This window comes from Chondromyces crocatus (assembly GCF_001189295.1).
Taxonomy (GTDB): Bacteria; Myxococcota_A; Polyangia; order Polyangiales; family Polyangiaceae; genus Chondromyces; species Chondromyces crocatus.
Genome location: NZ_CP012159.1, coordinates 9,080,115 through 9,094,285, shown reverse-complemented (window position 1 = coordinate 9,094,285; position 14,171 = coordinate 9,080,115). Strand labels below are relative to the sequence as shown.

9 protein-coding genes are annotated in these 14,171 nt (G+C 68.2%); 4 read left to right on the top strand and 5 right to left on the bottom strand.

Going from position 1 to position 14,171, the window contains the following annotated elements; genetic code table 11:
- Positions 1-488 precede the first annotated feature (488 nt).
- Entirely contained in the window at positions 489-1,784 is a 1,296-nt protein-coding gene (locus tag CMC5_RS32750) for an RNA polymerase sigma factor RpoD/SigA (RefSeq protein WP_245677925.1), read from the top strand.
- A gap of 154 nt (positions 1,785-1,938) precedes the next feature.
- Positions 1,939-3,195, top strand: a complete 1,257-nt coding sequence (locus CMC5_RS32745; protein ID WP_050434084.1) for a TRM11 family methyltransferase — start codon at positions 1,939-1,941, stop codon at positions 3,193-3,195.
- Positions 3,196-3,200: 5 nt separating this feature from the next.
- Here CMC5_RS32745 and CMC5_RS32740 read toward each other — a convergent pair whose 3' ends face one another.
- From CMC5_RS32740 to CMC5_RS45260, 5 genes are read right to left on the bottom strand one after another with little or no spacing between them, the layout of a single operon-like run.
- Positions 3,201-3,590, bottom strand: coding sequence for a DUF4150 domain-containing protein (locus CMC5_RS32740; protein WP_050434083.1), 390 nt, complete (start codon positions 3,588-3,590; stop codon positions 3,201-3,203).
- Between the two features lie 23 nt (positions 3,591-3,613).
- Positions 3,614-4,267: a DUF3540 domain-containing protein gene (locus tag CMC5_RS32735; RefSeq protein WP_050434082.1), complete on the bottom strand. Its 654-nt coding sequence runs from the start codon at positions 4,265-4,267 to the stop codon at positions 3,614-3,616.
- 47 nt (positions 4,268-4,314) lie between these two features.
- The gene (locus CMC5_RS32730; protein ID WP_050434081.1) at positions 4,315-5,364 is read right to left on the bottom strand and encodes a pentapeptide repeat-containing protein; all 1,050 of its coding nucleotides are present in this window, start codon (positions 5,362-5,364) and stop codon (positions 4,315-4,317) included.
- Positions 5,361-8,027, bottom strand: coding sequence for a DUF2169 family type VI secretion system accessory protein (locus CMC5_RS32725; protein WP_050434080.1), 2,667 nt, complete (start codon positions 8,025-8,027; stop codon positions 5,361-5,363). The genes CMC5_RS32730 and CMC5_RS32725 overlap by 4 nt, the downstream gene beginning before the upstream one ends.
- A 47-nt stretch (positions 8,028-8,074) precedes the next feature.
- Complete coding sequence (locus CMC5_RS45260) at positions 8,075-10,525, bottom strand: type VI secretion system Vgr family protein (protein WP_050434079.1); 2,451 nt, start codon at positions 10,523-10,525, stop codon at positions 8,075-8,077.
- 394 nt (positions 10,526-10,919) lie between these two features.
- On the opposite strand from CMC5_RS45260, the gene CMC5_RS32715 reads away from it, so the two are divergent.
- Both CMC5_RS32715 and CMC5_RS32710 read left to right on the top strand, forming a co-directional pair.
- A complete protein-coding gene (locus CMC5_RS32715; RefSeq protein WP_082363002.1) occupies positions 10,920-12,470 on the top strand; it encodes a serine/threonine-protein kinase in 1,551 nt (516 codons plus the stop codon).
- Positions 12,471-12,609: 139 nt separating this feature from the next.
- Positions 12,610-14,079 carry a DNA-methyltransferase gene (locus CMC5_RS32710; RefSeq protein WP_050434077.1) on the top strand — a complete coding sequence of 490 codons (1,470 nt, stop codon included), beginning with the start codon at positions 12,610-12,612 and terminating at the stop codon, positions 14,077-14,079.
- The last annotated feature ends 92 nt before the right edge of the window (positions 14,080-14,171 follow it).

Sequence of the window (14,171 nt, the reverse complement as noted above, 5' to 3'; positions counted from 1 at the left end):
CCCCGCTCCCCGAGGGACCTCGGGGGACCGGGGGCGATGTGCGTAGCGCGTTGCCGACCTCCGCCATCTCCACGTGGGAGGAGGCCATCTCCACGTGGGAGGAAGAGGTCGGCTGTGTGTGTCGACGTCTTCCGGCTGCTGAAACGCGCAGAATCAGCGCGCGCCGACGAGCGCTGAAGCCGGTCGCGTGGAGCGCTCGAAGTCGTTCGGAAACCGCAGTCGGATCTGCGCGTCAAGGAGACTTCTTTCTTGCCACTTCCGGAAGGTGTGTGGTTGAACTACCCTCTTTTCTAGGCGCATCTGACACCCCGATCCGCTGTGTTCCGCTCGCGCCAGGTGAACGCAGCGCTCCTCATGTGGCATTGAAGACCAAGTCATCGATCTCGCTCCGACAGGGCGAGTTGCACAGGAACGAGTCCGAGCTCGAGGCCCACGCTGGGAGCAGCGCCACGCTGCGCCCGTCGATGGAGCAAGAAAATCGGGGACCGGTGTCGTCGCTGGCTGAGGCCCTGGCTGGCAGCTCGCCGGCGTCGCGCGTGCGTGCCCTGCGCGAACGGGAGGTCGAGCCCGACTTCGCCTCCCCTGACGCCACGGACCTGTATCTCGCGGAGCTCTCGGGCAGCCAGCCGCTCACCCGGGATGGGGAGATCGATCTCGGGCGACGGATCGAGGCGGCCGAAGATGCCTCTCTCCGGACGTGGGTTCGTTCGCCGATCGCGCTGCGCGTGCTCGCCAGCCTGGCGGACGACGTGCAGGCAGGCCGGGTGGTGATCCAGGACCTCCTGCTCAACCCGGATGCGGATGACCCTGCAGGTCAGGCTGCGCCGCTGCGCCTCGCGCAGCTCCTTCAGCTCGCGCGCTCGGTCATGACCTTGACTGGTTCGAATGCGGAGGCAGCGCTCGAAGGACTCGCGGCTGGGTTGTGCGAGGTGCGCCTCGATCCCTCGGTCGGCGATCGGATCACCCAGGCCCTCCGCGATGTCGCGCGCTCGGGCAGCCCCGAGAGCGAAGGGGCGACGTCGACGCTCCGTGCATTCTCCAAGGCGCGCGCCGGCTCGGCTCGCGCCAAGGCCGAGCTGGTGCAAGCCAACCTGCGGCTCGTGATGGCGACGGCTCGCCACTACCAGCGCCGTGGTGTGCCCCTGCTCGACCTGGTGCAGGAGGGCAACCTCGGGTTGATGCGCGCGGCGGACAAGTTCGACTACCGCCGGGGCTACCGCTTCAGCACCTACGCCGGGTGGTGGATCAAGCAGGCGATCGAGAGAGCGCTCCTTTACCAGGGCCGCATCGTGAAGATGCCGGTCCACCTCGCGGACAGCCGCCGCAAGGTCCTGCGCTCGCGCAAAGCCCTGTCCCAGGAGCACGCGCGGGAGCCGTCTCCGGAGGAGATCGCGGAGCACAGCGGGCTCCCGCTCGCCAAGGTCAAGGCCGTCCGAGATCTCTCGATGGAGCCCATCAGCCTGGATGCGCCGATCGACGAGGAGGGAGACGCCCGTTACGGCGACTTCCTCCCGAGCGACACGGTGACGCCGGACGAGGCCCTCGCGCAGCGCCGGATGATGGAGCAGACGCGCGATCTCCTCGAAGGCCTGACCCCGCGCGAGCGCGAAGTGCTGCGGCTCCGTTATGGGCTCGATGGAGAGACGGACCACACGCTCGAGGAGATCGGGCGCTCCTTCTCGTTGAGCCGAGAGCGTATCCGCCAGATCGAGTCCAAGGCGCTCGAGAAGCTGCGATCACGGTCTCGTGATCGGCACCTGGCGACCTATCTGGACGGCACCTGAGTTCGGGGCTCGCGGGCGGCCCTCTCTGGGAGAGAAGGGCCACCGCGGCATGTTCTCCACCCGTTCGGACTCCCCGGTGGCCTCAGCCCTCCAAGAACCGCCGCCCCGACGAGCCCCCAGCAGGATGGGATGATAGGTTGGCCAGCTGACGGCCATGGAACCTCCCGCGCTCCGGCGCTCCGATCACCTCACCTTCAAGGGGAACCTGCGGGAGACGCGCCATGGCTGGCTGCGCCTGACACCTGCGTACTCGGTGCATCTCGTCGGCGAGCTGCTGGCCGAGGCATCACGAGAGAGCCAGGTGCTGGATCCCTTCTGTGGCACGGGGACGACCGCCCTGGTCTGCGCCGAGCGAGGTATCCGCGCCGAGACCACGGACATCAACCCGTTCCTCCTCTGGCTGTGCGAGGCGAAAGGGCGCTCCTACAGGGAGACCGAGCTGACGGCGCTGCGGAGCACCGCCAGGACGGTGGTCTCGGCGATACGTGATCGCTCCGCGACGGCAGCGTGGACGCCTCCGATCCACCGCATCGAGCGCTGGTGGGACGACGCGACGCTGGCGGCGCTCGGACGCGGGCTCGCCACGATTCGCGCCCTCTCGGCCGCAGCAGAGCCCATCGAAGGAGGACGAGCCGTACCCGATCTGCTGCTCGTCGCCTTCTGCCGTACGCTGATCGAGCGTGCCCAGGTGAGCTTCGGTCACCAGTCGATGTCGTTTGCTCGGGGTCGTGGAGCCGCACCCGTCGTCGAGCCGGTGGCCGCTGCCGAAGCCGTCGCCGTCGCGTGGGACGGCGCGGTCGAGAGCGTCGCTCGGAGCGCCTCCACGCCCATCTCGACACCCCCCCAGGCGGTGCTCTGTGACGCGCGGAATCTGCGGGAGCAGCTCCCCGCCGACCGCTACGACGTGGTGATCACCTCGCCGCCTTATCCCAACCGGATGAGCTACATCCGCGAGCTTCGGCCTTACATGTACTGGCTCGGCTACCTTTGTGACGGCCGCTCTGCCGGAGAACTCGACTGGCAAGCGATCGGCGGCACCTGGGGCTGCGCGACCAGCAATGTCGGCAAGTGGTCGCCCGAGGGGAGCGGGGCGATCCCACACGCTGGCTTCGACGAGCTGGTCGCGCGCATCGCCGAACGCAGCCCGCTCCTGTCGCGCTACGTGCACAAGTACTTCCACGACATGGTGCGCCACGTCGCCTCGCTCCGGGCGGTGCTCAAGCCGGGCGGCGTCGCTCACTACATCGTGGGCAACTCGAAGTTCTACGACGTCCTGGTCCCCGTGGAGAGGGTCTTCGCGTCGCTGTTCGAGGCCGAAGGGCTCGAACACGTCGAGGTGCGCGCCATCCGCAAGCGGACCTCGAAGCGAGAGCTGTACGAGTATGTGGTCTCTGCGCGAAAACCGTTCTGAGATCGTCAGGGCGCGAGGACGAGCGTGTTGAGCTGACTGGGAACGATACGCACGCCAGGGCAGTTGGTGCTGTTCTGGATCCCGAAGCTGGTCAGCCGTTGCAGCGGCGCGCCGCCACAGATGACGGTGAACGCCCCGGTGAGCCGTCGTGACGGGCCCATCACCATGCCGGAGGCGACACCCAGCATCACACCGCTGTTGTCACCGTTGGTCATGACCACCGTGGAGAACAGGTTGTGCGCCGGGGCGCAGAACATCAGCACGTTGTACACGGCCGGGACCGTCATCGGACCCAGCGCGATGTTGGGGTAGGGGATCGGGACCGCCACGGGAGGCGTCAAACAGACGTCGGGGAACCCCATGTCGACGCCCATCATCTGCGTGTTCGCGAACATTGGTGTCTCCTCTCGTCCGTCGTTCAGCCGAGGTGGATGTGCTCGCCGTCCACCTTCACCACGCCCGTCGCGCTCACGATGGCGTTCTCGGCGTGGAGATGAAGGCTCTTCTCGGCGCTCCAGTCAGCGCGCTTCGTCCGGAGATGATCCATCTCCTCGACGACGCGGTAGGCGCGCTTCACCTTCTGGCTCACCCGGTCGAGCACCGAGTCGATGCTCCCCGCGAGGACCTTGGCCGTCGAGACCTCGGCCAGAAGCTCGCGAGCCGCCATCGTCAACCTGTCGAGGCCCAGCCGCCCGACTGCGGCCGTCACCTCGACGCCCCGGGACACCACCGAGACGTCGCCCGTCGTCGTCATCCCCACGCCTTCGCTCGTCACCACGTCGAAGCGGCCGTTCGGCACCCGGATGGTGAGGTCACGATCGAGCGAGACGGCGGCAGGCGTGTCCTCTTCGCGCTCCAGGATGGCCAGGACCCACGCCGAGCCATCCTCGATGACCGTGAAGAGCACGCGATCTCCGAGTTCGGGGTCCACGAGGCAGCTCACGGCGCGCCGGGCGCGGTACTCGATGTTCTCCCATCGGATCGTGCAGGTCGGTCCCTCGACGCGCACGACGTACCCCGAGCGTTGCATTGCCTCGACCGCCGGCTCGAGCTTCTTCGCCAGGTTCTGCATGTGTCGCCTCCGTCGCTCCGTTCTCAGGATCAGTGAACAGCCCCGCTTCAGTGCGGGGATCGAAAATTCTCGGCCTTCGCCAGTTCCTCGTCGTCGCCGAGTGCCAGGGTGCGGTGCGTGAAGAGTGTCCCGTCTTCCTTCGTCTGGTGGAAGCGGGTCCGGAACAGGGTCGCTCCCCGGAAGTCGGCGCCTCCCAGCTGGGCCCACGAGAAGTCCGCGTAGGTCAGGTCGCTGTCGGCGAAGAGCGCGCCGACGCACTGCGCGCGGTGCCAGGTGGTCTGGTAGAGCTTCGCCCCGGCGAAATTCGCCCCGATGGGCTGCGCGTCGACCAGGATGGACTGGGTCAGATCGGCGCCCTTCAAGCTGGTCTTGTGCATCCTCGCCTCGACGAAGAGGACGCTCTTCGCGGAGGCGCCGTCGAACCGCGCGCCCGACAGCTCCGAGCCCTTGAAGTTGGAGTTGTCGAGCAAGCAGCCCGACAGGTCGCAGCCGGAGAGATCGGCCTCCATCAGCTGCGTCATCCGGAGATCGAGCCCCACGAGCGAGCGGCCGGCGAGCGTCACCTTGTGGAAGACCGCTTTGTCGAGCGTCGCTCCCTCGAAGTCGACCGTGCGCAGGTCCGTTTCGAGCACGTTGGTGCGCAGGAGTTGCGCCTTGCGCAAGTTCACCCGCTGGAGCCGCGTCTTCACGAAGTTCGTCCGGTCGAGGAACGTCTCCGCGAAGTTCGCTCCCTCGGCGTCGCAGTCGACGAGTGACAGCACGGCCGTGGTGGCGCCGCGGAAATCCGCTTCGGTCGCGTTGGACTCCACGAGCTTGGCGAGCGTCAGGTTCGCCTGCGTCAGGCGCACCCCCGACAGGTCACACTGGTGGAAGGTGGCGTGATGCAGGTTGGCGCCGTCGAGCTTCGCCCCGGAGAAATCGCAGTCGGAAAACAACGACTCCTTGAGCCTCGCCCCGCGAAGATCGGCGCCTCGGAAGCTCACCCCTTCCATGGTGGCGCCGCCGAGATCGAGCCCGGCGAGGTCTGCCTCGGCCAGATAGGCTTTCTGAACGGGCTCGCCGTCCTTGAGGAGCTGCAAGAGTTCGTCGCGCGTCACGGCAAGAGCCTCGGCTGGTTTTTCTCGGGCACCACGCGGATTTGCACCAGATAGGCGTCCTTGAAATTGGTGTCGTTGTCGCCCCGGACCTTGGCCATGTCGGCGCGGAACAGGTTGGCTCCGCGCAGATCGGCCCCGTGGAGGCGAGCCTTCTGAAGGATCGCCATCATCAGGTTGGCCCCGCGAAGATCCGCTCGTTCCAGACGGGTGCGCATGAAGAGAGAGCGCTTCGCACTCAGGTGGTAGAGCCGCGCCTCCGTCATCACCGCCTCGGAAAAGTCGCAGTCGTCGGCGACGGCCTCCGTGAAGTCGGCGCCCGTGAACTCACAGCCTCGCAGCAGGGTGAGCTTCATCTTCGCCCGTCGGAAGTCGGCACCTGCGAACGTCGTCCCCAGCGCGAAACGGGTCGACTCCAGCGTCGCCTCGGTGAACGTCGCCCGGTCGCAGCGGCACTCGACCAGCGCCGTCTTCGGCAGGCTCGCTCCGGTGAAGTCGGCGCCCTCCAGCTTGCACTTCAAGAACATCCCGTTCTCGAAGCGCGCTCCGACGAAGCGAGCCCCCGTCAGATCCACTTCGAGCGCCATTACCCCGTCCGCGCGCACCTCGCTGAAATCGACACCGGTGAGCTTCGTCTCCAGCAACTGCACGCGATCGAGCATCGCCCCACGGAACCCAGCGCCCCGCAGATCGGCCTGGTACAGGACGGCCTCCACCAGATCGGCGTCGGAGAGCCTGGCCTCCCGGAGATCCGCGCCTCCCAGGTTCGCCTTGCGGAGATCCGCGTCTTCCAGATCGGCGCCCGTCAGGTTCGCGCGCGTCAGCACCGCGCCCCGCAGCTTCGCCCCCCGCAGCCTGGCGCCGGACAGGTTCACCCGCTCCAGCAGCGCCTCGGTCAGGTTCACCCCCGACAGCTCCACCCCGGAGAGATCCGCCCCCGTGAAGTCGCGGCCTGCCAGGCTTTCCCCGCGCGCGTGGGCGGCGAGCAGCTCCTCTCGCAGACGCCGCGACGACTCCGCGTCTGCCAGGTCGGCAGGCGGGAAGAAGTGCGCACCCACCCGGTAGCCATCGAGGAGCTGCTTCTCGGCGCGGCGCAGGTTCGCCTCGAAGGTGGGGTCGGCGAGCATCGCGTCGAGCGCGCTCGTGTCGGCGCCGATGTTCTGGCCCATCTGGCGCAGCTCACGAAGGTGATCCAGCTCCTTGTCGACCGTGAGCTTCGGTGGACCTCCGCCGCCCCCCTTCTGCTCCTCCAGCAGCTTGTCGAAGTCGAGCCCCATCTCCTCGCACTGGGCCCGCGCCCGCGCCATCGCCTCGGCCTCCTGCGCCTTCGACTCCTTCTCGGCCTGGGCGAAGATCAGCTCGACGCGATCGAGGTAGGCGGGCACCTTCCGCAGATCCTTCGGCGGCTGCTCCACGGGCGGAGGCACCTTCTTGTCGAAATCCGCAGGATCCAGCCCCAGCTCGATGTACTTCGCCCGCGCCGCGGCGAGCTCCTTGTCCACCTTGCGCTGGGCGGTCGCGTGCTGGAGCCCCTCCAGCTCCACGAGCGCGGCCATGTCGTTCCAGTCGTCCTCGGCGATGCGCTCGGGGGGCTCTTCCCAGGGCGGCATCAGATCGTCGTCGAGCAGGCTGTGGATCGGTCCACGGCGCTTGTCGAGCCGCTTCGCCAGCACGCCGCGGTAGTGGTCCACGCTGCGCGGCGCCGTGGGATCCTCGAAGGCGGCGATGATGTGCTTCACGTCGGCGCCGTCGTCCTCGGTGACGGGGATCATCCCCCGGAAGACCACCAGCGCTCGCTCGACGTTCGGGAAGAGGAACACCGTGTCGATGCGCGACGCCGCCTCGACCAGCTCCTCCTCGCCCTTCTCGTTCTTCTTGATGACGAAGAAGCGCGCCGTCGCCCCCGGCAAGCGTGACTCGATCGCCCGCTCGGACGGGTGCATCCCCTCGATCCGGAACCGCTCGTCGAGGGCGAAGTAGCCCTGAACGCGCTGATCCGCGGGCGCGACGTTGAAGAACTCCCAGTCGAAGTCCTTGGCGAACCCCGGGAACCGCGTGTCGAGCCACTCGCGATCGTACGTCCCCACCTTGCTCATGCGCTGCGGCCAGCTCTGGTCGATCGGGCCGAGCCCCACCGGCTCCGGCCGATCCGAGGTGGACTTCACGAGGTGCTTCGGATCCTCGACGTTCGGCAGCGGATGCTGCGTGCTGCCCTCCGTCTGCACCGGCTTGAACCCACGGCCGAGGGGGTTGTTCGCGAACCCTTCTCCGCCGAAGGCGCGCTCCCACGTGACGGGCATCTCGGTGAAGGGGACCGCGTCGCTCGGCCCCGTGGTCTTCCAGAAGCGATCGCCGATCACGTAGAGCTGCTTGTCCACGCTGCCCATCTGCACGCGCACGGACGTCGCGGTGGTGGGCTCACCGCCCGCGGCGAACGCCTTGCCGGCGACGAGGACCTCCGCGCGCTGCTTGCTCATGCAGGCGTCGAGCACGGCGTCCTTGCCGAGCTGATCCATGGCCACCTTCCACAGGGCGACCTCGTGCAGGAACTTGCGTGGCGCGTTCATGGGGAACATCGCCATGGCGCTGAGCACGAGGTACGGCTGGCTGTCGTCCTCGAACACCCGGGTGAGCAGTCCGAGCTGCTGGGGCTTGATGATCTTCACGCTTCGGTACTCGTGGCTGGGCGGTCAGGGGAGGAGAGCGGAGGGGCTCACATGATACGGAACCCGGCCATCATCATCGCCGTGCCGTGGGCCTCCAGGCCCGCCGCGATGGTCTTCATCGTCGTGGTCGCGGCCTTCAGCGTGAACCCGGAGACCTTGCTCTGCAGCGCCTCCACCTTCTGCTGGAGCCCGAGGACCTTGAAGTTGACCGACCCGTCGAAGTCGAACTTGAAGCCGAGGGTGATCGTGGAGAAGAGCCCCGCGTTGAACACGAGCTTTCCACCGAAGAAGTTGTCGTTCTTCAGGCCCACGACCGTATCGCTCGCCACGACGAACTTGAACGTGGCCGAGGGGCCCCACGTCTTCTCCGTGGTCGCCGCCTTGTTCGTCATGGTGTAGCCGTTGGTCGTGAGGGTCGTCTTCCCGGTGACCTCCGTGTCGTAGGTCCCGTCGACGTACTGCTTCTTGGAAGCGTTGAACTTCTCGTCCGTCAGGGCGCTGTTCACCGTGACGTCGAGCCCGTTGTTGTAGACCAGCGTCGCGAGCTGCGTGACCGTCGTCTTGAGGGTGTCGTCGAACAGCTCCTCCTCGGCGGCGGTCACCGTCAGGTTGCGCGTATCGTGGTAGTGCTCGACCGCGGCGGCCTTGACGTCGTAGTTCAGCGTGTCCTGGTAATCGACGTCGACCGCGCCGATGACCTCTTTCTTGAAGGTCGCGTGGTACTTCTCGTCGGCCGCTCCTTGCACGTCCACGTGCCAGTCGGCGCCGGAGTAGATCGTGGTCATCGCGCCGGACTCGATCTGGAGCTCCGCGTCAGCGTCGATGTTCAGGTTGCTCCCGGCGTGGATCTGACCGCTGCCGTCCGTGCGCAGGTCGAACGCGAAGGGACCCAGCGCGTCACGCTGCCTCGGCCCGGCGGGGGGCACCTGAGGCCCCGAGGGCAAGGTGAGGCTGTGCGGCCCTGCGGACCGCGGGTTTCCCAGGTACAGGTTGGTGTTGAAGATCGGCGCGAAGATGTTGATGAACTGCGACCCCGACTTGTCCTCGAGGGTGATGTAGTTCCCGCCGCCGGTCTGGATGATGTTCTGCGTGTGGTTCGCCGCCACCACCTTGCTCGGCGTCACCGCCGTCGGCACCACGCCGACGATGACCGGACGATCCGGATCTCCGCCCAGGTAGCTGCAGATCACCTCGGTGTTCTTGCGGAGCGGGAAGTGGAAGCCTTCGACGCTCCCGCCGTGTGGCTGCATCATCCGCACGAACGTCGACGCCTGCCCGTCCTTGAGCGCGCTCTCGTCGAACTTGAACTTGATGTTGTACCGGCCCTGCGCGTCGATCTGCGCGTACTCGCTGTCGGCCGGTCCATCCACCACCGCGTTCTCGTACCCGTAGATGCGCGGCCACACCGTCTGGCTCGCCGCGCGGAACTGGGTGTCCGCGGGGATGGAACTCACCTCCACGAAGTACACCTGGCCGTACTCGAGCCCCATCAACGACTTCCAGTGATCGAGGCCCGTCGCCTGGTTGCCGTAGTGCCGCACCTCCGACGCGAGGTAGCGCGTGTTGAAGCTCTGTCGCGGGTGCTCCTCGAGATCGAACGTGTAGCCCGAGCGGAGATGGAACCGCGAGCCCGTGGAGCGGTAGACCACCTGACGGGTGAGCAGCTCCTCCGCGCGGATGCGTGCGAGCCGCTGGCCTGCGGCGGGGCTGAAGAAGCGCTCGCCGTAGAGGCTCACCTCGCCGACGCCGTTCGGATCGACGGGCGCGTTCCCGGTGATGGCGAGGCTCGGTCGCGCGTAGTCGTAGTCCTTCAACCGCACCTGCGAGGGGAGCGACGCATGGAGGCTGGTGAACGATCGGAACGACGGTCCAGCGCTCACGTCGTCGCCGAGCTGCGGGAAGTAGCGCACCGGCTTGCCCACCTCGTCGTGGTCGTAGGTCCGGTTGTCGCAGAGCACGAGCTTCTCGCCGTCCTCGCCGTGCTCGAAGAAGTAGAAGATGCCCTCGCGCTCCATCCACCGCGAGATGAACTCCAGATCGCTCTCGCGGTACTGGGTGATGTGCTCCTCGACGTCGTAGCCGCCGAGGCGCAGCTCCACGTCGCTGCCCGACAGCCCGTTCTCCTCCAGGACGATCTGGAGCACGTCCTTGATGCTCTTCTTGGTGAAGAGCCGGCTGTGGCGGGAGAGACCGAGCTGCCAGAGCCTCGGCACCATCACCACCCGGACGAGGGCCTGCCCTCCGTACTCGTGGAGCAGCTCCGCGCTGGCGAGCACACCGGAAAAGATGAAGGGAGGCAGGTCGTCGTTCTCACTGTCCAGCTCGAGCTTCGCCTTCGCGCCGATGGCGTCAGCGAGATCGAGTTCTTCCTGATCGTTCTTCAGAACCAGGAACAGCTCGAACTGGTAGGGGCGGGAGATCGCCTCGACGCCGCGAAAGCCCGCGACGCGGGTGGACTCGGGCAGGACACTCGACGAGATGGTGATCAGGTCCTTCACGCAGCACCTCGGGGGGCATGGCGCAGGCGCGCCGGCTCGAAGGGGGGCAAGATAGCCCGCTCGGCTGCCTGTCCGAAAGTGCGCAGAACGTACGACCCGGTGAGGCGGTGCCCGAGGAAGCCCTCCTTCGCCCGGGTCGCAGCGCGTGAACTGCGGGAGATTCGGCGCCTGTGACGCTGGACAGGCACCGAATGCTAGGCGCCGCCGCCGAGCCGGCGTAAAAGAAGACCCCCGATGAATGGCGTGCTCCTGCCCACCCTTTCCAGTCCACGTCGACCCTTCCAGCACGCTCCGGTGCGCTTGGGGGGCGACGTGGCGACCATGAGGGGGCTACACTGAAACCCCCGTGCGAAAGGTGTCCTGTCATTCCTGGGTCCACGCCGCCTGATCGTCGATGCCGGATGCGATGAAACCAGGAGACGTCCTAGCTGACCGCTTCGAACTCGAGCGCCCTGGTCCCCCCATGCATGGCGGATCGGGCGCATCGACCGCGTCCTCCAGTGTGGCTTCCGTCACGCTGTGGCGCGCTCGCGACCGGGTGAGCGGCGAACCTTGCGCCGTCAAGGTGATCGCCGCGCTGACGCCCGAGGCCCGCGAACGCTTCGAGCGGGAGATGAGCTTGCGGGCGGCGCTCGAGCACCCCGTGCTCGCCCGCTACGTGGCCCACGGCGTGACGGACGAAGGTCACGGCTACGTCGCCACCGAGTGGCTCGACGGCGTCGACCTTCGGACCTGGCTCGCGCGGAGCGCGCTCAAGATCGCCGACGCCCTCGCGCTCGTCACGCGTGTCGGTGATGCGCTCGCCGAGGCGCACGCGCGTGGGCTCGTCCACGGAGCGCTCACGCCGACCAACCTCTTTCTGCCGGGTGGCAATGCCAGCGACGTGAAGCTCCTCGATCTCGGGAGCGCGCGCGGCGCGGCGCGACCGCTCGTGACGACTTCCGGTCTCGCGCCGGGCGGTCCGCTGTACCTCTCGCCGGAGCAAGCGCAGGGCGATCCCAGCATCGACGCGCGCTCGGACGTGTTCTCCCTGGGCTGCGTCCTCTACGAGTGCCTCGCGGGCCGTCCTGCCTTCGACGGCGCGTACGCGCTCGCTGCCACCGCGAAGGTCGTCTTCGCCATCCCTCCCTCGGTGCGTCGCCTCGTCGCCGAGGTCCCGGCGCCGGTCGACGCCCTCGTCGCCCGCATGCTCTCCAAGGCCCGCGACGCGCGGCCCGCCGACGGCGCTGCCCTGCGCGACCTCGTCGATGACCTGCTGAACCCGCGCGATAGCATCAGCCCCGTCTCGTCCGTGCCCCCCAGCGTCGAGTCCTGGGGCTACCTCGGCGACGCCCTCACCGCCGCCGCGACCCACCCTGGCCAGCAGAAGCTGATCTGGCTGGTGGTCGCGCTCGGTGACGGCGACACGACGGGCGCGCCCAACGTCCCCGAGCGCGTCGCCAGCGTGCTCGGCGCCTTCAACGCGCACGCGCAGCGACTCCACGACGGCTCCGTCGTCGTCCGCATCGAGCACGAGCGTGGCGGCACCACACCTTCTCCGCAGGACGTCGGCGCGCTCGCCGCCGCCACCTCGGAAGACGACCCCGCCCACGAGCAGCGGCGTCACGGCATGATCCTGGGCATGCTGCGCCGAGCCCGCATGCAAGCCCATGGTGGTGAGCGCGCAGCCCGCTGCGGCCTCGCCGTGCGCACCGCGCTCCAGGGTCGGCCTGCTGCCTTGACGCTCGTCCCACCCAGCCGCCCTGGAGAGTGGCTGAGTGGTCCCGCCATCGATCTCGCGGCCCGCCTCCTCGATCGCGGCGTCCGTGCTGGCGTGCAAGGGATCATCCTCGACGAAGAGAGCGCAGAGCTGCTCAGCGTCGATCGCTTCAGCCTCTTGAAGAGCCCTGGCGGTCTCATCGAGCTGCGGGGCGAGTGGACGCCGCAGTCGTCGCCCAGCTCCTGATCACCCAGCGCCTCGGCCAGCTTCGCGCCCCCGCACGATCGCTCCTGACACCGGATGCAGGCGAGGGCGCCGCGCTTCACCGTGGTCGTCGTTTGCTCCTTTCTGGGCCGGATGCGGCATTCCGGACGAGCATCCCGCCATGTTGCGCGAAGCCGCGGGCGCTGGTTCGGCCCTTCATTGCGGCGACAACCTCGACATTCTCCGCCATGCCATCCCCGATGGCTCCGTGGATCTCGTCTACCTCGATCCCCCCTTCCAGAGCGGCAGGAGCTACGGCGTCTCCGCCGCACTCCGCAAACGGAGAGAGGGTGCCAAGGCCATCCCCGCCTTCGACGACACCTGGCGCTGGGGCGCCGAGGCCGAGGCGGCTCACCAGCAGATCCTCGACGCGGGCGGCCCCGCCGCGGGCGCCATGCGCGCGCTCCGCCAGATCACCGGCGAAGGCGATCTCCTCGCCTACCTTTGCATGATGGCGCCGCGCCTCTGCGAGCTGCACCGCGCCCTCAAGCACACCGGCTCGCTCTACCTCCACTGCGACCCCTCGGCGAGCCACTACCTCAAGGTCCTCCTCGACGCGATCTTCGGCCCTGCCTGCTTCCGCAACGAGGTCGTGTGGCGTTACCGACGCTGGCCCGCCGCAGCGCGCCACTTCCAGCGCATGCACGACGTCCTCCTCGTCTACGCGCGCTCCCCGTCCGGCGAGCACAAGTTCCGCACCCTGTACGGCTACGAGCGTCTCGCCGACTCCACCCTCAAGACCTTCGGCACCCGCAAGCAGCGCGCCGACTTCTCCGACGGCCACCGCAAGCCGGGCACCGAGGACGTCGAGACGCAGGGCCCGCCCCTGTCCGACGTCTGGGAGATCGGCGTCATCGCCGCGATTGGCCGCGAGCGCCTCGGCTACCCCACCCAGAAACCCGAGGCCCTCCTCGAGCGCGTCCTCCTCGCCAGCAGCGACGAAGGCGACGTCGTCCTCGACCCCTTCTGCGGCTCCGGCACCACCCTCGCCGTCGCCCAGCGCCTCGGCCGCCGCTGGATCGGCATCGACGTCAGCCACCTCGCCCTCGGCCTCGCCAAGCACCGCCTCACCACCGCCTTCGGCGCTGGCCTCCAGTACGACGTCACCGGCGAGCCGACCACCCTCGACGAAGCCCGCGCCCTCGCCGAACGCGACCCCCGCCAGCTCGTGTACTGGCTCCTGGGTCGGGTCGGCGCGCGCCCCGTCGAGCGCGACCTTGCCCTCGACGGCGCCGTCGACGGTCGCCTTCTCGTCCAGGAAGGCCCCACCCGCCGCACGCCTGCGCGCCACACCCTCCTCGCCGTCGAGACGGGCGCGCCCGACCCCGAGCGCGTGCGCGCCCTCTGCGCCGCGATGGACCGCGAACAAGCCGAGTGCGGCATCGTCCTCGCGCTGGCTGCTCCAGGCGCCGACGCCCGACGTGAAGCCGAAGCCGCCGGCACCACGGCGAGCACCAGTGGCCCCGAGCCTCGCCTCCAGATCCTCACCGTCGCCGAGCTCCTCGAAGGCAAGCGCGCCGTCACCCTCCCTCGGCCTCCGCTGGCACGCACTGCTCCCTCCTCCGCACGCGCCGCGCGCCGAGCGGGCTGAAAACGCCTCTCCAGCCCTCTCGTCCCCGACCCGCAGAGCCGTGCCGTTCGTCCGCGCAGCTCAGCGTGGAATCCACCCTGGGCTCTGCATCA